Raw genomic sequence first — 20,262 nt, forward strand, 5'->3', positions numbered from 1 at the left:
GTGACCGAAGAATCCCTCCCTGCCGGAACCGCTGAGTCCGCCGTCCCTGCCGCATCCTCGGAGCCGGCCGAACCCCGGCGGCCCCGCGTCGCCGTGCTCTTTGGCGGCCGATCCAGCGAGCACGCGGTCAGCTGCGTGACGGCGGCCGGCGTCATGGGCGCCATCGACAAAAACAAGTACGACGTCGTCCCCATCGGGATAGCCAAGTCCGGCCAGTGGGTGATCCCCTCCGCCGACGTCAGCCAGTGGTCGCTGAGCGCCTCGGCCCTGCCCGAGGTGGAGCCTTCCGGCAGGACCGTCACCCTCGCTGAGGTCGGCGGAGCACACCAATTGATCGTGACGGAACCGAATGCGGTGCCTGAGGAGCTGGGCTCCGTGGACGTCGTGTTTCCCTTGCTGCACGGCCCGTGGGGCGAAGACGGCACCATCCAAGGCCTCTTGGAGCTTTCGGACACCCGCTACGTGGGAGCAGGAGTCCTCGCGTCCGCCGTCGGCATGGACAAGCACTTCATGAAGGTAGTTTTCGAGGCCGCCGGGCTGACCGTGGGACCGTATGTCGCGGTCACGGACCGTGAATGGATCAACGACGCCGAAGCGGTGCGCAAGCGCGTGGACCGCCTCGGCTTTCCCGTCTTCGTGAAGCCCGCCCGCGCCGGCTCCTCGATGGGAATTTCCAAGGTGGACTCGATGGATGGCCTGGACGCCGCCATTGACGAAGCGCGGCGGCACGACCTCAAGCTGGTGATCGAGGCCGGCATCGTTGGCCGCGAAATCGAGTGCGCCGTCCTTGAAGGACGCGGCACCGCCGCCCCGCGGACCTCCATGCCGGGCGAAATCGCCGTCGCTCCGGGCGAACACGAGTTCTACGACTTCAACGCCAAATACGTGGAGGACGGCGCCGCGGCCCTCAGCTGCCCGGCAGACATCCCCGACGAAGCGATCGCGCGCGTCCGTGAGCTCGCGGCCGCCGCGTTCGATGCGGTCGGGGCTGAAGGCCTCAGCCGCGTGGACTTCTTCTACACCCCGGACGGCGAGCTCATCATCAACGAGATCAACACAATGCCCGGGTTCACCCCGAAGAGCATGTACCCGCAAATGTGGGCGGCTTCCGGGCTGGGCTACGCCGAGTTGATCGACGAACTCATCTACCTGGCACTCAACCGCAAGACCGGCCTGCGCTGACCGCGGGCTGCGGCCGCTGACCGCGGGCCGCCGCCGCTGACGGCCAGGGCTGAGCCCTGCTACTTGCCCGGCGTGCTCGTGGGCAGGTTCTGCAGCAGCTCAGGCTGGCCGATGCACTTGCGCGTAGCCTTGATTTTCGCGGCGGCCGGTGCCAGGTCGGCAAGGACCGTCGCGGAGCTGATCTTGTTCGGGTCCATAAGGATTTCGGTGGCAGGCTCGCGCCCGTAAGTGGTCAGGGTCCATACCGGGTCGCCTTCCTTGATGACCCAGTCGACGTCGTTGACGGTGACGCAACGATCGGTGGTGGGGCCGGGCACGTTGACGCCGCAACGCAGAATCAACACAGCCGGATCTCCCCAGGCCGCCGTGGCCTGGCTATTGGTCTTCCGCAGGGCGGCGTCGCCGATGGTGTCCGGAAGCGACACCATCATGGGAGCACAGGCGGCGTTCGCTGCATCAGCCGCGGGCTTCACGTCGACGACGGGGGAGCAGGCTGAGAGGGTAAGGACCGAAGCCGCCGCTGCTGCCACGGAACAGAGGGCGCGGACGTACCCGGCGGCTTTCGTTTGTTGCATTGATTAAGCCTATCGCGGCGCGGGCGTTCCCAAGATCGGGTGACTGTGGCCATGGGCCAAGCCCCTGTGTTGTCGGTGGTTCGCGATAGCGTAGAGCTGTGTCCATAGAACAACAGACCGTCGGCGAGCTGTCCGAGGGAGAGCTCCTCAGGCGCATCCTTCCGCGCCTGAACCACAGCAACAGCGTGCTGCTCGGGCCGGGGGACGATGCCGCCGTCGTCGCCGCCCCGGATGGCCGGACCCTCATTTCCATCGACACCCAGACCCAGGACCAGGACTTTCGCCTGGAATGGAACAACGGATACCGGACTACTGGCTATGACGTCGGATGGAAGTCGGCAGCGCAGAATCTCAGCGACATCAACGCGATGGGAGGCACCGCCGTTTCCCTCGTGGTCAGCTTGACCATGCCGCCGGGTACTCCGGTCCGGTGGGTTGAGGACTTTGCGGACGGCCTGTCGGCCGGCATCGTCGGCCTGGGGGCTGCCGATTGTTCGGTTGCCGGGGGAGACCTGGGCCGTGGACGCGAAATCGCGGTGACCGTCGCGGTCGTCGGAACAATGCATGGGCTCCCTGCCGTGGTGCGCTCCGGGGCCTGTCCGGGAGACGTCCTGGCCCTTGCCGGAACTGTGGGACGAGCGGCAGCCGGCCTGGCCCTGCTCGAAAGCACCATACCCGTCGGCACGCTGAACACCGCCCAGCGCGCACTCGTGGACACCCAGTGTCGGCCGCAGCCACCCCTCGGCGCGGGGCCGCAGGGCGCCAAGGCAGGAGCAACAGCCATGATGGACGTTTCCGACGGGCTCTTGCGCGACGGCGCCCGCCTCGCCGAAGCCAGCGGCGTCGCGGTGGACCTGGACCCGATCGCCCTCAAGGCCCTCGCCACCCCCTTGGAAGCTGCCTCGTCTCCCCTTGGCCGCGACCCCATGGACTGGGTGCTGGGCGGCGGAGAGGACCATGGCCTGTTGGCGACTTTTCCGGCAAGCGTTCAGTTACCTTCCGGCTTCACTGCGATAGGCTCGATCCAGGCCGTTGCCGAAGGACAGCACAGCGGCGTCCGGATAGCGGGGATGCCCGCTGACACCGTGGGATGGGATCACTTTGCAGACTAAGATTGCCGCCAATGCGCACGCCATGAAGCGGTGGCTGGGCAAAGCTGAGACGACGCTCGGGAACCACAGCGACCGCCTGAACGCCATCAACATCTTCCCGGTGGCCGATGGAGACACCGGCACCAACCTCTACCTCACCGTCCGCTCCGCCGCGGCATCGCTCGCCGATCGTTCCACAGCCGACGAACCGGTGAACGACGTCGGCGCCGTCCTGGCCGCGGCCGGACGGGCGGCCATGGAGCAGGCCCGGGGGAATTCCGGAACGCTTTTTGCCGTCTTTCTGTGCGCAATGGCCGAGCCGTTGGCGGGCCACACCCGCCTCAGCGCTCCCTTGCTCGCCGCCGCCCTGAACCGGGCCCAGATTAGGGCATGGTCTGCCTTGAGCGAGCCGGTGCCGGGCACCATGCTTTCCGTCCTCGAAGCCGCCGCCAGGGCAGCAGGGGAATGCGACAACGCCCACAACGGCGACGACAGCAACCAGGCGCTCGGGCTTGCCTTGGACGCCGCCGTCAACGCCGCGGTGGATGCCGTGGTGCAAACGGAGGACCAACTCGCGCTGCTGCATGCCGCGCACGTAGTGGATGCGGGCGGAGTGGGCATGTTGCTGATCCTGGACTGCCTGCGTTCGGCTGTGCTTGGCGAGGAACTCCAGCACGAGCTGCTGGACGGGCTGCACGGTTACGACGTGCAGGATCCGCACATCCATGCCGGAATGCCCGACGACGACGGTGTCGAGGTCATGTGCACCATCAGCCTTTCACCGCTGGCAGCCGCCACACTCCGCCAACGGCTCGACGAACTCGGCGACTCCGTCATCATGAGCCAGGTGGGCAGCGCAAGCCAGGGGCCCGGCTCGTCGGGACGGACTGACGCCGAGGACAACGACGACGAAGACTCCGCAGAGGCGAGCTACCGCTGGCGCGTGCATGTCCATGTTCCGGATGCCGAACCCGCAGTGGCCGTCATCCGGTCACTCGGCGAGCCCACCGACATCTCCGTCAGCCAGCTCTCGGTGCCGCGCGACCCGGGCCTTCCGGCAGGCCAGCACGGGCATGAATACTGAGCTTCACCTTCCGCTCGAGCGGAGGATCGGCAAACGCTCGGCGTCCGTCATCGGGAAGCACCTTGGCCTGGACACTGTCGGGGAACTCCTGAACTACTTTCCGCGTCGCTACCTGAGCCGCGGGGAGCTGACGCCCATCAGCAAATTGCCGCTGGACGAAGAGGCCACCCTCATCGCCAGGGTGTTGTCCAATTCAACCCGGCAAATGCGGGCAAGACGGGGGTCGTTGACCGACGTCGTTGTCACGGACGAGGCCAGCGGCGAGCAGGTTCCCGGAACGTTGAAGATCAGTTTCTTCAACGGCTTCCGCGCCCGGAATGAGCTTCAACCCGGCCGCAGGGTGATGTTCTCCGGCAAGGTCAGCCGCTACGGCGGATCCTTGGGCATGACCAATCCGGACTTCATGCTGCTCGACGAGGACCCGGAAGTCGCCGGTTCCATCGATCCGGAAAAGCTCGCGGCCATGCCCATTCCGGTGTACCCGGCCACGGCGAAACTCACCAGTTGGTCCATCCATAAGGTCATCACCACGCTGCTGGACACCATCGACGTGGACCGCATCGAGGATCCGCTGCCCGCCGAAATCACGTCCAGGGAGAAATTCCTGGGGGTTGGGCAGGCGTACCGGCTGATCCATTCTCCGGAGACGGCAGTGGACTGGCAGCGCGCCCGTGACCGCTTCCGCTACCAGGAGGCACTGGTCCTGCAGACTGCGTTGGCGCGGCGGCGGGCCCAGCTGGCTGCCGAGGAGGCCACCGCTCGCCGGCCCGTGCCCGAAGGGCTCCTTGCCGCCTTCGACCGGCAGCTTCCCTTCACGTTGACGGCCGGCCAGGCCGCTGTCGGAAAGACACTTTCCCACGAGCTGGCACAGGACTCGCCGATGAACCGCTTGCTCCAGGGCGAAGTGGGTTCCGGAAAAACGATCGTCGCCTTGCGGGCCATGCTGCAAGTGGTGGATGCCGGCGGCCAAGCCGCGCTGCTTGCCCCCACCGAGGTCCTCGCGGCTCAGCACTTCGAGTCCATCCGGAGGACCTTGGGCCCGCTGGCCCGCGACGGTTTGTTCGGAGGTGCCGGGATGCTCGGCGGGGCAGGATTGTTGGACGCCGATGCCGGGAACGGCCCCGGGTCGGTCCAGGTCGCCTTGCTGACCGGGTCCATGCCAACTGCTGCCCGCAAACAGGCCATGCTGGATGCGGCTTCGGGCAACGCCGGCATTGTGATCGGCACCCATGCGCTGCTCAGCGACAAAACCTCATTCCAGGACCTCGGCCTGATCGTGGTGGACGAGCAGCACCGCTTTGGAGTGGAGCAGCGCGACGCCCTGCGTGCCAAGGCCAACCGGCCGCCCCACCTGCTGGTGATGACGGCCACCCCGATTCCGCGCACTGTTGCCATGACTGTCTTCGGCGACCTCGAGACGTCCGTGCTTGACGAACTCCCTGCGGGCCGGGCGCCCATCTCCACGCACGTCGTCGGACTCGCCGAAAACCCTGGCTGGGCGGCGCGGATCTGGAAACGTTCGCGGGAGGAGATCGATGCCGGCCACCAGGTGTACGTCGTGTGTCCCAAGATCGGAGACGACGACGACGGCGACTTCAGCCCGGGCGAAGCGGAACCAAGCGATGCCGACCTTTCGGAGGAGGGCTCCGCTCGCGAGCTCGCCTCGGTGACCGCCGTCGTCGAAGCACTCAGCCAGGAGCCCGCCCTGCGCGGCGTCCGGGTAGAGCCCCTCCACGGGCGGCAGGATCCGGCACTCAAGTCCGAAACCATGGGCTCGTTCACCACCAACCAGACCCAAATGCTGGTCTCCACGACGGTCATTGAGGTGGGTGTGGACGTCCATAACGCCACGCTGATGGTGATCCTTGATGCTGACCGTTTCGGCATTTCGCAACTCCACCAGTTGCGCGGGAGGGTAGGCCGCGGCGGCCTTCCGGGCACCTGCCTGCTGGTCACGACGCTTGAACCCGGCCATCCGAGCCGTAGGCGCCTTGACGCCGTCGCGTCCACCACCGACGGTTTTGAGCTGTCCCAGGAAGACCTCAAGCTGCGCCGCGAAGGCGATATCCTCGGCGCTTCCCAATCCGGTGGGCGCTCCACGCTTAAGCTGTTGCGGGTCCTGGAGCATGAGGACGTGATCGCCCGGGCCCGCAACGATGCCCAGTTGCTCGTCGCCAGCGATCCCGGGCTGGAGGGCCAAGGGGCCTTGGCTGCCGCGATCGACGAATATCTGAACCCCGAGAAGGAGGCGTTCCTTGAACGCGGCTAAGGAATCGATCCCTGACGGCACAGCTGTGTGCGCCGCCCCGGGAGTTCGCCGGTGAGCCGGATCATAGCCGGCGTGGTGGGTGGCAACCCGCTGGTCAGCGTCCCCGGAAACGCCACGCGGCCCACGACGGACCGCGTCAAGGAAGCGTTGTTCTCGCGGCTCGAGGCACTCGACGCCATCGACGACGCCCGCGTTTTGGATCTTTACGCAGGCTCAGGATCGCTCGGCATCGAAAGTGCCAGCCGGGGCGCCCGCTCTGCCGAACTCGTGGAGTTCGACGCACGCGCCTCGGAAGTTTGCCAGCGGAACGCCGACATGGCCAACCAAGGGCTGGGGCGAAGGACCGTCTCGGTGGTCCGTTCCAAAGTGGAGTCCTTCCTGGAACGTGCCGCGGATGACGTGCTCTGGGACCTGGTGTTCCTGGATCCGCCATACCCCTTGGATGAGGCTTCCCTCAAGGCTGTCCTCGCCAAGCTCGCCTTCCACCTCGACGAAGGCGCGGTGGTGGTCGTCGAGCGTTCTTCGCGGTCCCCGGAACCGGACTGGCCGGAGACCCTGGAACGGTTCGCCGACAAGAAGTACGGCGAAACGAAGCTCTGGTTCGCCGAACCCGTCTAGGATCCGGACAACCGGTCCAGATCCACTCCGCTCAGCACGGCCGCCGGATGCGGCCCCCGGGCCAGGAGTTCGGCCGTCCAGTCGGCCGGCCATGGCCGGCGCGTTCCCACCAGGATGATGTTGCCGGGGTAGCGGCCGGCGAACATGCCGCTTTCGGCGAAGGCGGCAACGTCCGGCATCGCCCGGCGCATCGCCGCGGTCTGGCTGCGGACCAGGGTCAGGGCGGCTTCGTCGCCGACGTTGACGATCAGCACTCCGTCTGGCCGGAGCCGCGCCGCAGCCTCCTCGTAGAACTCCTGGCTGGCGATATGCGCCGGAGCCTCGGGACCGGAGAAAATGTCGAGGATCACGACGTCGAACTCGAGGTCCGCGGGCAGCTCGGCGAGGGTTTCGCGCGCGTCGCCGATGTGGGTCTCCAAGCGGGTGCCGTCCGGCATTGGCAGCTTCTGCAGGACGAAGTCGAGCAATTCACGTTCGAGTTCGACGGCGTGCTGTTCCGAACCGGGCCTCGTCGCCTGGATATACCGGGCCAGGGTCAAGGCCCCCGCGCCAAGATGAAGCGCGGTAATGGCTTTCCCGGCCGGGGCGACCAAATCCACGACGTGCCCGATCCTGCGCAGGTACTCGTAGAAGATCTCCTGCGGTTCCTCGAGATTGACGTGGGATTGCTCGGCGTCGCCGATGCGCAGGATGTAGGCGCCGTCAATCAGCGTGTCGGCTTCGATTGCTGCATGCTGGCCAGTGGTCCGCAGGAAGCGCCGTCCCTCGTGATACCGCCCGGCTGACGCGGTCAGAGCTTGTCCCGCAAGGTGGCGAGCCTGGCGGCCGCTTCTTCCAATACTTCGGTTTTCTTGCAGAACGCGAACCGGAGAAGGCTTCGCGTCCTTTCGGCACCTTCCGGGTGGCAAAACACCGGCACCGGGATGGCGGCCACTCCTACGAGCCCCGGAAGCCTTCGTGCCAGGTCCACCGAGTCGCTGATGCCAAGGGGAGCGGTGTCCACGTTGATGAAGTACGTTCCCTGCGGCGTGTAGACGCCAAAGCCGGCGGCCCGCAGCCCCTCGGCCAGGATGTCCCGCTTGTGCTGGAGGGCGGCCGCGATGCCGCTGAAGAACTCGTCCGGAAGGGCGAGGCCAGTTGCGATCGCAGTCTGGAAAGGTGTGCCGGAGCTGTAGCTGAGGAATTGTTTGACTGTGCGGATCGCCGCCACAAGGTGGGCCGGTCCGCTGAGCCAGCCGATCTTCCAGCCCGTGAACGAGAAGGTCTTGCCGGCCGAGGAAATCGTGACACTCCGTTCGGCTGCCCCGGGGATACCGGCGACCGGAAGATGCCGGACCCCGAAGGTGAGGTGCTCGTAGACTTCATCGCTGAGGATCACTGCATCATATTTGCGGGCGAGTTCCACGACGCGTTCGAGCACGGCGCGGGGGAAGACAGCGCCAGTGGGGTTGTGCGGGTTGTTGAGCAGTACAACTTTGGTCCGCTCACTGAATGCCGACTCGATGGCGTCCAGATCCGGAAGGAAGTCCGGCGCCAGCAGGGGAACGGTCACGTGCGTGGCGCCGGCAAGTCCGATGATGGCGCCGTAAGAGTCATAGAAGGGCTCGAAGGTCAGCACCTCATCGCCGGGTTCTACGAACGCGAGCAATGAGGCGGCGATGGCTTCAGTGGCGCCCGTGGTCACAATCACTTCCGTCTGCGGATCCACGGTAAGGCCGTAGAAGCGTTGCTGGTGTGCTGCGACGGCCTCGCGCAGTTCAGGGATGCCTTTGCCGGGAGCGTACTGGTTGGCTCCCGCTGCAATGGCCGCCTGCGCTGCCGCCTTGATTTCCGCGGGGCCGTCCTCGTCCGGGAATCCTTGGCCCAGGTTGATGGCGCCGGTGGACATGGCCAAGGTGGTCATTTCTTCGAAGATGGTCACCCCGAGGCTGCCGTCGGGCGAAAGCAGGTTGGCGCCGCTGGCGGCTCGCTGCCAAGGTGCGGCGGACGTGTTCTGGCTGAGGGAGGCCGGGCTCGTCACTGTGGGGCTGCCTTTCCTGGGTGCTGGCTTCCGGCTCGTCCGGCCCGCCGTTCCAGCCATGGTATCGCCATAGTGCCTGCGGCCCCGGATGGGGTAGGTTCAAACCATGAGACGCGCTGTGTGCCCTGGCTCCTTCGACCCCATCCACAACGGACATTTGGAAGTCATCGCACGGGCCGCCGGCTTGTTCGATGAAGTCGTCGTGGCGGTGTCCACGAACTACGCGAAGAAGTACCGATTCAGCCTCGAAGAACGCATGGATATGGCCAGGGAGACCCTCGCGTCCTTGCGGGGCATCATCGTGGAGCCGATGGGTGATGGACTGCTCGCCGAGTACTGCCGGCATCGGGGAATCTCGGCGATCGTGAAGGGCTTGCGCTCGTCCTCGGATTTTGACTATGAACTTCCCATGGCCACCATGAACCGCCAGTTGTCCGGCGTCGAGACCGTATTTCTTCCGGCGGAGGCCCACTACCTGCATTTGTCCTCGACGCTCATCAAGGAAATCTTCGTCCTGGGCGGCGACGTCTCGGATTTCGTGCCTAAATCGGTGCTCAAGAGGCTTCTCGCTGGCGGGTCGGCAGCGGAGCGGCCCCGCACCGGGTAAGCTGGATCGGTACCTCGGGCGGAACGTGTCTTAACTGAGCCGGTTTGAGTCAGCTGGCGCGTTCAGGCTAAGATGGTACGTCGGTCATATGTTCTACAGGAGTTCTCATTAAGCGAGATGCAAGTTCGCCTTTGACGCTTGACGTCAAGGATCTCGGACGTAGTCCGGGTAGCACGCGGACCTTCACGGAACATGTACCCGCGCCAAGTGACCTTGGCGTGGCGCTCATTGGCGTTCAGGAAGGCTCGGATATCGAGCTCGACCTGAGGCTTGAGGCCGTACACGAAGGAATTCTGGTATCTGGAACTGTGTTCGCTGAAGTCAAGGGCGAATGCGGACGATGCCTGGATCCCCTTGCGTATGACCTTGAGGCCAATGTGCAAGAACTTTTCTTCTATGAGGGCGTCGAGCTTTCGGACGAAGAAGACGATGAAGAGCAACGTCGAGTCGAGCACGATCTAATCGATCTTGAACCGGTGTTGCGGGACGCGGTTGTAACCATGCTGCCGTTCCAGCCGGTGTGCCGGGAAGACTGCCAGGGCCTTTGCTCAGAATGCGGAGTGCGTCTGGAAGACGAGCCGGGGCACCACCACGAGGTCCTGGATCCTCGCTGGGCTGCCCTAGCCGAACTGGCTAAGACCGACCGGCAAACTGATTAGTAAGTGTTGACTAAAAGAGAAATGAGATAGCCGTGGCTGTTCCCAAGCGGAAAATGTCTCGCGCGAATACACGCGCCCGCCGTGCCCAGTGGAAGGCAACTGCCCCCAACCTGGTCAAGACCGTCGAAAACGGCCAGGTTGTTTACAGCCTGCCGCACCAGGCAAAGGTCGTCACCGACTCTGCCGGGACCGCGCTGTTCCTTGAATACAAGGGCCGCAAGGTCGCAGACGCCTAAATCCGCCACAAGGCTGACAGGGATGTCTTCAACTGAAGAGCTTCTGAAGCGTCTCGGTGTCTCCATTGACGCCGAGACGCTTCGTCTTGCTCTGACACATCGTTCATACGCGTATGAAAACGGCGGGATTCCCACCAATGAGCGCCTCGAATTCCTGGGCGACTCAATCCTTGGCTTTTCCGTGACCGATTCGCTGTACCGCGACAACCCGGAACTCCCGGAAGGCGAACTGGCTAAGCGACGCTCCGCCGTCGTCAGCACCCGCGCACTGGCGGGTATCGGCCGGGATCTTGGCATCGGCGAATTCATCTACCTCGGGCAGGGCGAAAGGCTCACCGACGGTAAGAACAAGTCATCAATTCTTGCCGACACCATGGAAGCGCTCATCGGCGCCACCTATCTTTCCAACGACATTGAGACTGCCCGGCAGCTCGTCATGCGCCTCGTTGGACCTTTGCTCAAGGATGCGGCAGCCCTCGGCGCCGGCACCGACTGGAAAACCAGCATGCAGGAGCTTGCCGCGAGCCGCCAGCTGGGATCCATCTACTATGCAGTCGAAGGCTCGGGTCCGGACCACGCGCGCAGCTTTGAAGCAGTGCTCCAGATCGGCGGCACCGCCTACGGCAAAGGCACCGGGCACTCCAAAAAGGAAGCCGAGCAGGAAGCCGCCGCGGATGCGTGGCGCACCCTGAACAGCAAGCTCGCGGCGAGCAGCAAAGCCGGCTCGCAGGCTGATGCCGCGCACAGCGCCTGACTCTCCAGATGCCTGAACTGCCCGAAGTCGAAGTGGTCCGCCGCGGCCTGGCCCGTTGGCTGCGCGGCCGGACCATCACGGCCGTGGAGGTACTCGACCCCCGTTCCATCCGCCGCCACGCTTTGGGCACCGAAGACTTCATCGGCAACCTCGAGAACTCCACGGTCTTGGATGTGGTCCGCCGCGGCAAGTTCCTGTGGATGCCCCTGCGGAGCGAGGAACCCCTCGGCGAGGCCGCGCGCGGCGAAGTGATGCCCCGCGTAGCGCTCATGGCGCACCTTGGCATGAGCGGGCAGCTCCTCATGCAGGATCCCGCGGTCCCCGACGAGAAGCACCTCAAAGTCCGTCTCCACCTCAGCAGCTCCGACGGTATGCCCGCGCAATTGCGGTTTGTGGACCAACGGATCTTCGGAGGATTGTTTGTCACCTCCCTTGTGCCGACCTCCGACCGCGGCCCCGGCGGCCAAGGCGAGACGCCCCTGCCGGAAATCGCCGAAGAGGCCTCGCACATTGCCCGGGATCCGCTGGACCCGCACTTCTCCTTCGACGACTTCTACCGCAAGGTCAGGGCCCGCAAGACCGGCCTCAAGCGTGCCCTCCTGGACCAGGGAGTCATCTCCGGAATAGGCAACATCTACGCCGATGAGGCGCTCTGGCGGGCCAGGCTGCACTATGCCAAACCGACGGACACCCTCAAGCGGGCCGATGCCGTGAGGCTCATCGACGCCGCGAAGGAAGTCATGAGGGACGCCCTCGCGGCCGGCGGGACGAGCTTCGATTCGCTTTACGTCAATGTCAACGGAGCTTCCGGATATTTCGCCCGGTCCCTTGATGCCTACGGACGTGCGGGCGAGCCGTGCAGGCGCTGTTCCGCCGTAGGGCTTCCGGGTGTGATCAGACGCGAGCAATTCATGAACCGGTCCTCGCACACGTGTCCCGTCTGCCAGCCGAAGCCCCGCAACGGCCGCTGGTAGAACCGGTTCGCCCGTTTGGCCCGAAAATCCGGGGATTTCCGCCGTCGGGCAGTAGATTTAGGCCGTATAGCAGCCACTGCCGCCACTGAAAGTGATCCGAACCACCTTGCATTTGAAAAGTTTGACTGTCCGGGGATTCAAGTCGTTCGCGTCGGCCACGACGTTCGACTTCGAGCCGGGCGTCACCGCCGTTGTTGGTCCCAACGGTTCAGGCAAGTCCAACGTGGTGGACGCGCTGGCCTGGGTCATGGGCGAACAAGGCGCCAAGACCCTGCGCGGCGGAAAAATGGAAGACGTCATCTTCGCCGGCACATCGGGGCGTCCGCCCCTGGGACGCGCGCACGTTGCCCTCACGATCGACAATGCCGACGGCGCCCTGCCGATCGAATACAGCGAAGTCACCATCTCCCGCACGCTGTTCCGGACCGGCGGTTCCGAGTACGCCATCAACGGCTCGCCATGCCGCCTCCTGGATATCCAGGAATTGCTCTCCGACTCCGGCCTTGGTCGGGAGATGCATGTGATCGTGGGGCAGGGGCAGTTGGACCGGGTCCTGCACGCCACGCCCGAGGACCGCAGGGGATTCATTGAAGAAGCCGCAGGTATCCTCAAGCACCGGCGCCGCAAGGAAAAGACGGTCCGCAAGCTGGAAGCCATGCAAGCGAACCTGCAACGCCTCGGTGACCTCACGGCGGAAATCCGCCGTCAGCTCACGCCGCTGGGCAAGCAGGCCGAGGTAGCCCGCCGCGCCCAGACCGTGCAGTTCGATGTCCGTGACGCCAAGTCCCGGCTCTTGGCGGACGATCTCGTCACGCACACCCGCGCGTTGGAGAAGGACGTCGCCGACGAGGCGGCACTGAAAGAGCGCCGCGAAGTGGTGGAAGCGGAACTCGGCGCAGGCCGCCAGCGCCAGATCCGCCTAGAGCAGCTCGCCGCTGAGGCGACGCCGCGGCTCAATGCAGCCAGGGACAATTGGTACCAGCTGTCCGCAACGAGGGACCGGCTGCGCGCCCTGGGATCGCTCGCGACCGAACGCCGCCGCCTCCTCGGCGCCTCCGATGCTGCCCCGGATTCAGGCCGCGACCCGGACCATCTGGACCGGCAGGCCGCCCGGGTCCGGCAGGAACAGGCGGAACTTGAGCACGACATCCTGGCGAAGCAAGCGGCCCTGCTCGAGGCCACAGCAGCGAAGCAAGAAGCCGAGAACTTGGCTGCGGCCGAAGACAAGCGCCTGACGGCCGTGCTGCGGGCGGCCGCCGATCGCCGTGAAGGGCTTGCGAAACTCGTCGGTCAGTTGACCGCCGCACGCTCCCGGGCCGAGGCGGCCGAGGCTGAGCGTGGCAGGCTCAGGGAATCGCTGGCCGCTGGCGAGGAACGCCGTCGCCAAGCGCAAATGGAGTTTACGGCGCTCGAGTCGCAGGTGGCAGGCGTTGAAGACGGCGAAGAAAGCCTGGACGCCGAATACGAAGACGCCAGCGCCCTGCTTGACGAGATCAATACCGAGATCGAAGCGTTGAAAGCCGCCGAAAGCGATGACCTGCGCGAACGCGACGCGCTCACCGCCCGCCGCGACGCCTTGCAGCTTGGCCTCAACCGCAAGGACGGCTCCTCGCGGCTTTTGTCCGCCGACCACCCCGGGGTGCTGGGTTCGCTGCCTTCCCTCCTGACGGTGGAACCCGGGTACGAGACGGCCGTGGCCGCGGCACTGCGCAGTGCTTCCGACGCCGTCGTGGTGGCGGACAGCGCGGGGGCCGTCGCCGCGATGCGGTTGTTGAAGGACGCCGACGCCGGACGCGCTTCGCTCCTGGTGGCGGGCGCCGTGCCGGCTGCCGGGCCCGAGGCCGGCCTGCCGGAATCGCCCGCCCTGCCTGACGGCGCGCGCTGGGCTGCCGAGGTGGTTACGGCCGACGCCCCCGAAGCGCGGGGCGCAATGGCCCTCCTGGCGTCCACCGCCGTCGTCGACGACTTGCACGCGGCGGCCAGCCTCGTCGCCGGCAACCCCGGGCTTACAGCAGTGACCCGCGAAGGTGACGTCTTCACGGCACTGACGGTGGACGGTGGATCGGCCTCGGCGCCGTCGCTCCTTGAAGTCCAGGCCGCAGTGGACGACGCCGACACCCGGCTCCGCGAGCTTGCCGCCCGTCTCGAGCGGGGAAAGTTCGCCTTGGCCGGAGCCCAAGCGCGCCGGGCGGAAGCCCAGGAACGGACGAACGCGGCGCTCGACAAACTCCACGATTCGGATGCCCGGCTGGCTGCCGTCGCGGAACGGCTTGGCCATTTGAATTCCCAGTTGCGCAGCGCAGTGGCGGAGCGCGATCGAATGGCGGAGTCCCTGGCCAAGGCCGAACTGAACATCGCGGTGGCAGAGGAGTCCCTCGAGGTTGCTGCGGAACGGCTGGCGGCAGCAGAAGAGGCCCCGCAGGAGGAAGAGCCTTCCACGGAGTACCGCGATGCCCTGGCCAGGGCCGCTACCGAAGCCCGGTCACGCGAGATGGAGGTCAGGCTGGGCTTGCGGAGTGCTGAGGAGCAGCTCGCGGCCACCAGCAACCGGGCCGCCTCCCTGGAGCGGGCCGCCGCGAGCGAACGGCGGGCGCGCGAGGAAGCCGCGCGCAGGGCCCTGCGCCGCAAAGCCCAGGCCGAACGGGCTTCCGCCGTTGCTTCCGCCGTCGAACAGGCAGTGCGTTTCGTTGACGTGTCCGTGGACTTGGCGGCCCGCGCGCGCGACCTCGCCGAGGCCGTCCGGGAGCAGCGCGAAAAGGAACTCGCCGAGGTCCGGAGCAGCAATGAGAAGCTCGCCCAGGAGCTGGCGGGACTGACGGATTCCGTCCACCGCGATGAACTCGCGCGGGCCCAGCAACGGCTCAGGATCGAGGCGTTGGAAGCCCGGGCGATCGAGGAGCTTGGCTTGTCGGCGGAACAACTCGTGGCCGAGTTCGGTCCGGATCAGCCGGTTCCCGTGCCCGCCGCTGCCGCTGACAAGTGGGCCGAACTCCGCGCGCCGGTGGACGAGAACGGAAACGCCATCGTCGAGGGTGTTCCCTTTGTCCGGGCCGAGCAGGAGAAACGGCTGCGCAAGGCAGAACGGGACCTCGCCGCCCTGGGGAAGGTGAACCCCCTGGCGCTTGAGGAATTTGCCGCACTCGAGGAGCGCCACCAGTTCCTGAGCACGCAGCTGGAAGACCTCAAATCCAGTCGCAAGGACCTTCTGGACATCATTAAGGAAGTGGACAACCGCGTCCAGCAGGTCTTTGCCGAGGCCTTCGCCGATACCTCCAAACAGTTCGACCACGTCTTTGCCCGGCTTTTTCCCGGCGGTGAAGGCAAGTTGGTGCTGACGGACCCCGATGACATGCTGACCACCGGCATCGAGGTTGAGGCAAGGCCCGCCGGCAAGAAGATCAAGCGGCTGTCCTTGCTTTCGGGTGGCGAACGGTCGTTGACGGCGGTCGCGCTGCTCGTGGCGATTTTCAAGGCGCGGCCGTCGCCGTTCTACGTCATGGACGAAGTGGAAGCCGCGTTGGACGACACGAACCTGGGCAGGCTCATCACGATTTTCGAAGAGCTGCGCGAGAGCAGCCAGCTGATTGTCATTACGCACCAGAAGCGGACCATGGAAGTCGCGGACGCCCTCTACGGAGTGACCATGCGGGGAGACGGCGTGTCCACCGTCATCAGCCAGCGGCTCGGTGCCGAGGTCTAGCTTTGTGAGAAGCTAGGGGAGTGAATGATCTCCTCCCCATTATTTTGTCCATTGTCGCTGCCATCGTGGTGGTCGGAGGGCTGATTCCTGTCCTGCTCAAGGCGCGGAAGTCCTCCTCGACTTACGTTGGAACGCGCGACGCCAACGACCCCGCAGACCAAGCGCCGGCAGGCGGCGGAACGATCATCGAGGACGCCCCCGGGCCTGCGCCGGAGCGCACGGCGCCCCGGCCCGGCGTCGACCCCGCCGACCTCGCCGTACCTGAGACCGACGTTCCGGACGACGCTGCCGGACTGGAACTTATCCAGGTGGAGACTCCCGCGCCTGTCGAAGGGCGCCTCAACCGGCTTCGCGCGCGGTTGGTCAAATCGAACAGCATTCTCGGCAAGGGCCTCCTGGCCTTGCTTTCGAGCGACAAGATCGACGAAAACGTCTGGGACGAGGTCGAAGAGACGCTCCTTCTTGCCGACCTCGGTACCGAGCCCACCATGCAGTTGGTCGATGCCCTGCGGGCACGGGTCAAGGTCCAGGGAACCCGGGACCCGGAGGACGTCAAGGCACTATTGCGCGAGGAACTCATCAAGCTCGTGGACCCCACCATGGACCGCAGCCTGAACGTGGAACGCAAGGGCGCCCACCCGTCGATCATGATCGTCGTCGGCGTCAACGGGGTGGGCAAGACCACCACCGTCGGCAAGCTGGCGCGCGTTCTCGTCGCCGAAGACAAGGACGTCCTGCTGGGCGCGGCCGATACCTTCCGCGCGGCGGCCGCCGAGCAGCTCGCTACGTGGGGCCAGCGGGTGGGCGTCGCGACCGTCAGGTCGGACATCGTCGGCGCAGACCCGGCGTCCGTCGCCTATGAAGCCGTCAAGTCCGGGATTGAGCAGGAAGCGGATGTCGTCATGATCGACACCGCCGGCCGCTTGCAAAACAAGGTCGGCCTGATGGACGAGCTCGGCAAGGTCAAGCGCGTCATCGAGAAGCTGGCCGAAGTGGACGAAGTCCTGCTCGTACTGGATGCGACCACCGGGCAGAACGGCCTGAACCAGGCGAAGGTCTTCGCCGAGGTGGTCAACATTACGGGAATCGTGCTCACGAAGCTGGACGGCACCGCGAAGGGCGGCATCGTCGTCGCGATCCAGAAGGCCCTCGGTGTGCCGGTCAAGCTTGTCGGCCTGGGCGAAGGCCCGGACGACCTCGCGCCGTTCGAGGCCGAAGCCTTCGTCGACGCCCTGCTCAACTAAGCCCGCCTGGCTTGCAGTTGATGCCGTTTCGAAGCCCCTTAACGGCATCAACTGCGAATCAGTCTGGGGAGTCGATCGGTTCCGGGCGGCTCGGCATCGGCTCACGCGCCGCGGACCAGCCGAGGGCGGCGAGCAGGAGGATGCCGCCGGTTGCGCCAAAGGCCCAGCCGTAGCCGACACCGTCAGCCACGAAGCCGACGAGGACCGGGCCCACGATCGCTCCGGCGTCGGAGGCCATCTGGAAAGCCGCCAGCACCTTGCCTCCGGAGCGGCCACGGCCGATGATATCCCCGACCGCGGCCTGCTGGGCCGGATTCAGCAACCCTGAGCCGAAGCCGGCAGCCGCAGAGGCAGCGAAGAACGCAGGAAGATTGCCGGTAAGCCCGATGCTCGCGGTGGCGAGGCCGGTGACCGCCAAGCCCAGCAGCATCATGGGCTTGCGGCCGAAACTGTCAGCCATGCGGCCCGAGAAGCTCAGGGCAAGCGCGTTCCCTCCCGCGAAAACCGCCAGCGCCCAACCCGCCGAGGCGGAGCCTCCGGCCAGTACAACCACTGCGAACAGCGGGACAGTAGCCATTCTCACGCCGAAGGTCGCCCAGCCATTGCTGAAGCTGGAGAACAAGGCGGCCCGGTAGGCAGAATCACCCAGCGCCTCCTTCATGCCCACTGCCGGCCCGGCCGCGCCGCCTTGCCTCGCTCCCGCTGAACTCCCCGTCAGCTGCGTGCGAACAACCAAGGCCGCCAGGACCAACGCTGCCGCGTAGGCGAGGAACGGGACGCGCAGGCCGAAACCGGCGAGCAACCCGCCAACCACGGGCCCCAGGACGCTGCCGATCAGGAATGCCGAGGCGTACGCGCCGGAGACCCGGCCGCGGCTTTCCGGCGGGGCGAGCCTGATCAAGAGGCCCATCGCCGCAACCGTGAACATCACGGAACCGGCTCCGCCAAGGCCCCGGAAGACCAGCAGCTGCCAATAGTTCTGCGCGAAGGCGCAGGCAGCGGTCGACGCGGCAACAATCAGCAAGCCCGCGATGTAGACAGGGCGCTCGCCGAAGCGGCCCATGAGGGCGCCCCCGGCCGGAGCGAAGACCAACCGCATGAGGGCGAAAATACTTACGATCACCGCGGCGGCCGTTGCCCCGACGTCGAATGTCGTGGCGAACTGGGGGAGAACCGGCGCGACGAGGCCAAAACCCAGTGCAATCAGGAACGCGGCCGCCAACATCACCTTGATGTCGCGTGGCAATGCAGCCTTCGCGGCCCTCGCCCCTTGATTGGCGCGGGATTCGGGGCTTGCCGTCATGGTGTCGGGGTCCTCTGGGTAGTACGAACGCGGAGAATGCGGAACTGACGAAACATATCCGTAACAAGGGTGATATGCACCATTTACCTTCGAGAAGTTCTTGTAACAGCTTCGCAATCTAAAACCTTCGCAGGTGAAACACTGCCCCGCAAAACTCTTATGCAGAACGCAAATGCGTTGGGACAGGCGGCTCAGCCCGCATCTAAAGCAGAGAGGACGCAGACATGGACTTCACCGCCGGTCTCGTTTGGCTCCTGGTCGCGTCAGCATTCGTGCTGTTCATGACCCCGGGCCTGGCATTCTTCTATGGCGGCATGACCCGTGCCAAGGCCGCCCTGAACATGATGATGATGAGCTTCATCGCCATCGGCACTGTGACCCTCGTATGGGTCCTATGGGGCGCCTCGATGTCCACGAGCAACACGGACAACTTCTTCGAGATCTTCGCGAACCCGTTCAGCCACTTCGGCCTGCATAACTTCACCGATCCGGCAGACCTCCTCCACGTCGGATACGCGGTGACGTTCGCGATCATCACTGTGGCACTGATTTCCGGAGCCATCGCGGACCGGGCAAAGTTCTCGGCGTGGACGCTCTTCACCCCGATCTGGGCCACCCTCGTCTACGCTCCGATGGCCTACATGGTCTGGGGCGGCGGCCTCTTCTCGTCGACCGGCTGGTTCGGCCAGACCTTCGCTCCCGTCATCGACTTCGCCGGTGGAACCGTGGTGCACATCAACGCCGGTGTGGCTGGCCTCATCCTCGTCCTGATCATCGGCAACCGTAAGGGCTTCGGGAAGGACCCGAACCACCGCCCGCACAACGTGCCTTTGGTCATGCTCGGTGCGGCCATCCTCTGGTTCGGCTGGTTCGGCTTCAACGCCGGTGCTGCGGCAACCGTGCAGCAGGCCGGCCTGATCTGGATCAACACGCTCGTCGCACCGGCTGCCGCCATGCTCGGCTGGCTGATCGTGGAGCGCATCCGTGACGGCCACCCCACCTCCCTCGGAGCCGCTTCGGGCGTCGTTGCCGGCCTGGTTGCCATCACCCCGGCCTGTGCCAACGTGTCCCCGCTCGGCGCCATCGCCCTCGGTGTTGCCGCCGGCGTTGCCTCGGCCCTCGCTGTCGGCCTCAAGTTCAAGCTCGGCTACGACGACTCGCTCGATGTTGTCGGCGTCCACCTCGTGTCCGGCATCATCGGCACCGTGGCCATCGGCTTCCTCGCCACACCCACGCAGGGTCCTGCGGGCCTGTTCTACGGCGGAGATGCCACCCAGTTGGTCGCACAGTCCCTGGCGGCGCTGTGCTCGATCGTCTTCACCGGCGTCATGACGTTCATCATCGCCTACCCGATCCACAAGCTCATGGGCTTCCGCATCTCCGAACGCCAGGAGGTCGCCGGTGCGGACCTCAGCCTGCACGCCGAGACCGCTTACGAGTTCGGCGTCGGCGCCCACGGCGGAAGCTTCCAGCCCCTTCACGACCTCATCACCGGCAAGGTATCGTCCGAAGCAGCCGACGAAGCATCCGTACCAGGCAAGGAGAGTGTCCAGGCATGAAACTCATTACAGCGATCGTCCGCCCGGAGAAACTCGACGCCATCCGCGAGGGCCTCGAAGCATACGGGGTACAGGGACTGACGGTCAGCGCGGCCAGCGGCTACGGCCGGCAGCGCGGTTACACCGAGGTGTACCGCGGCGCCGAGTACAACGTGGATCTGCTTCCCAAGATCCGCGTGGAGGTCCTGGCCACCGATGAGCAAGCAGACGACATCCTCGATGTCCTGATTGCTTCTTCGAATACCGGCCGTGCCGGTGACGGCAAAGTCTGGACCGTGGACGTTTACGAAGCTGTCCGTGTCCGCACGGGCGAGCGAGGCGCAGCAGCCATCTAAGGCCGATGCGAAAGGCCGATGCACAAGAGGGGCCGGGTACCTGGAAAGGTGC

The 20,262-nt window shown here is 65.6% G+C and carries 18 protein-coding genes; 14 read left to right on the forward strand and 4 right to left on the reverse strand.

Going from position 1 to position 20,262, the window contains the following annotated elements:
• Positions 1-1,182, forward strand: a complete 1,182-nt coding sequence (locus L0B83_RS09240; protein ID WP_308193973.1) for a D-alanine--D-alanine ligase family protein — start codon at positions 1-3, stop codon at positions 1,180-1,182.
• A 59-nt stretch (positions 1,183-1,241) separates the two neighbouring features.
• Here L0B83_RS09240 and L0B83_RS09245 read toward each other — a convergent pair whose 3' ends face one another.
• Positions 1,242-1,757 (reverse strand): DUF3515 family protein, encoded by a 516-nt coding sequence (locus tag L0B83_RS09245; RefSeq protein WP_234758113.1) that lies wholly within the window; start codon positions 1,755-1,757, stop codon positions 1,242-1,244.
• A 98-nt stretch (positions 1,758-1,855) separates the two neighbouring features.
• Between L0B83_RS09245 and thiL the strand changes: the two genes are divergently transcribed.
• From thiL to rsmD, 4 genes are read left to right on the forward strand one after another with little or no spacing between them, the layout of a single operon-like run.
• Complete coding sequence (gene thiL / locus L0B83_RS09250) at positions 1,856-2,869, forward strand: thiamine-phosphate kinase (protein WP_234758114.1); 1,014 nt, start codon at positions 1,856-1,858, stop codon at positions 2,867-2,869.
• A 22-nt stretch (positions 2,870-2,891) separates the two neighbouring features.
• On the forward strand, positions 2,892-3,932 hold the full coding sequence (locus L0B83_RS09255) for a DAK2 domain-containing protein (protein ID WP_234758166.1): 1,041 nt from the start codon (positions 2,892-2,894) through the stop codon (positions 3,930-3,932).
• Positions 3,922-6,201, forward strand: a complete 2,280-nt coding sequence (locus L0B83_RS09260; RefSeq protein WP_234758115.1) for an ATP-dependent DNA helicase RecG — start codon at positions 3,922-3,924, stop codon at positions 6,199-6,201. Before L0B83_RS09255 ends, L0B83_RS09260 begins: the two co-directional genes overlap by 11 nt.
• Positions 6,202-6,252: 51 nt before the next feature.
• On the forward strand, positions 6,253-6,819 hold the full coding sequence (rsmD, locus tag L0B83_RS09265; protein ID WP_234758116.1) for a 16S rRNA (guanine(966)-N(2))-methyltransferase RsmD: 567 nt from the start codon (positions 6,253-6,255) through the stop codon (positions 6,817-6,819).
• On the opposite strand, the gene L0B83_RS09270 is transcribed toward rsmD, so the two are convergent.
• Together L0B83_RS09270 and L0B83_RS09280 are read right to left on the reverse strand one after the other, a co-directional pair.
• Entirely contained in the window at positions 6,816-7,613 is a 798-nt protein-coding gene (locus L0B83_RS09270; protein WP_443627139.1) for a spermidine synthase, read from the reverse strand. The two genes, rsmD and L0B83_RS09270, sit on opposite strands and share 4 nt — an antisense overlap.
• Positions 7,610-8,839 carry an aminotransferase class I/II-fold pyridoxal phosphate-dependent enzyme gene (locus L0B83_RS09280; protein ID WP_234758117.1) on the reverse strand — a complete coding sequence of 410 codons (1,230 nt, stop codon included), beginning with the start codon at positions 8,837-8,839 and terminating at the stop codon, positions 7,610-7,612. The genes L0B83_RS09270 and L0B83_RS09280 overlap by 4 nt, the downstream gene beginning before the upstream one ends.
• Before the next feature lie 106 nt (positions 8,840-8,945).
• Between L0B83_RS09280 and coaD the strand changes: the two genes are divergently transcribed.
• From coaD to ftsY, 7 genes are all read left to right on the forward strand, one after another.
• Positions 8,946-9,446 carry a pantetheine-phosphate adenylyltransferase gene (coaD, locus tag L0B83_RS09285; RefSeq protein WP_234758118.1) on the forward strand — a complete coding sequence of 167 codons (501 nt, stop codon included), beginning with the start codon at positions 8,946-8,948 and terminating at the stop codon, positions 9,444-9,446.
• 131 nt (positions 9,447-9,577) lie between these two features.
• Positions 9,578-10,105, forward strand: a complete 528-nt coding sequence (locus L0B83_RS09290; RefSeq protein WP_234758119.1) for a YceD family protein — start codon at positions 9,578-9,580, stop codon at positions 10,103-10,105.
• Between the two features lie 32 nt (positions 10,106-10,137).
• Entirely contained in the window at positions 10,138-10,341 is a 204-nt protein-coding gene (gene rpmF, locus L0B83_RS09295; protein WP_234758120.1) for a 50S ribosomal protein L32, read from the forward strand.
• A gap of 22 nt (positions 10,342-10,363) precedes the next feature.
• Entirely contained in the window at positions 10,364-11,095 is a 732-nt protein-coding gene (gene rnc, locus L0B83_RS09300) for a ribonuclease III (protein WP_234758121.1), read from the forward strand.
• Between the two features lie 8 nt (positions 11,096-11,103).
• Positions 11,104-12,069, forward strand: coding sequence for a bifunctional DNA-formamidopyrimidine glycosylase/DNA-(apurinic or apyrimidinic site) lyase (mutM, locus tag L0B83_RS09305; protein WP_234758122.1), 966 nt, complete (start codon positions 11,104-11,106; stop codon positions 12,067-12,069).
• Positions 12,070-12,175: 106 nt separating this feature from the next.
• Positions 12,176-15,769, forward strand: a complete 3,594-nt coding sequence (gene smc, locus L0B83_RS09310) for a chromosome segregation protein SMC (protein WP_234758123.1) — start codon at positions 12,176-12,178, stop codon at positions 15,767-15,769.
• Between the two features lie 20 nt (positions 15,770-15,789).
• Positions 15,790-17,013 carry a signal recognition particle-docking protein FtsY gene (ftsY, locus tag L0B83_RS09315; RefSeq protein WP_234758124.1) on the forward strand — a complete coding sequence of 408 codons (1,224 nt, stop codon included), beginning with the start codon at positions 15,790-15,792 and terminating at the stop codon, positions 17,011-17,013.
• 58 nt (positions 17,014-17,071) lie between these two features.
• Here the strand turns inward: ftsY and L0B83_RS09320 are convergent, their stop codons facing one another.
• On the reverse strand, positions 17,072-18,316 hold the full coding sequence (locus L0B83_RS09320) for an MFS transporter (protein WP_234758125.1): 1,245 nt from the start codon (positions 18,314-18,316) through the stop codon (positions 17,072-17,074).
• A gap of 224 nt (positions 18,317-18,540) precedes the next feature.
• Here L0B83_RS09320 and L0B83_RS09325 point away from each other — a divergent pair, with 224 nt between their 5' ends.
• Together L0B83_RS09325 and L0B83_RS09330 are read left to right on the forward strand one after the other, a co-directional pair.
• Positions 18,541-19,875, forward strand: coding sequence for an ammonium transporter (locus L0B83_RS09325; RefSeq protein ID WP_234758126.1), 1,335 nt, complete (start codon positions 18,541-18,543; stop codon positions 19,873-19,875).
• Positions 19,872-20,210, forward strand: a complete 339-nt coding sequence (locus tag L0B83_RS09330; protein ID WP_028264639.1) for a P-II family nitrogen regulator — start codon at positions 19,872-19,874, stop codon at positions 20,208-20,210. Before L0B83_RS09325 ends, L0B83_RS09330 begins: the two co-directional genes overlap by 4 nt.
• Positions 20,211-20,262: the final 52 nt, after the last annotated feature.

The sequence above is a fragment of the Arthrobacter alkaliphilus genome (assembly GCF_021483235.1).
GTDB lineage: Bacteria > Actinomycetota > Actinomycetes > Actinomycetales > Micrococcaceae > Arthrobacter > Arthrobacter alkaliphilus.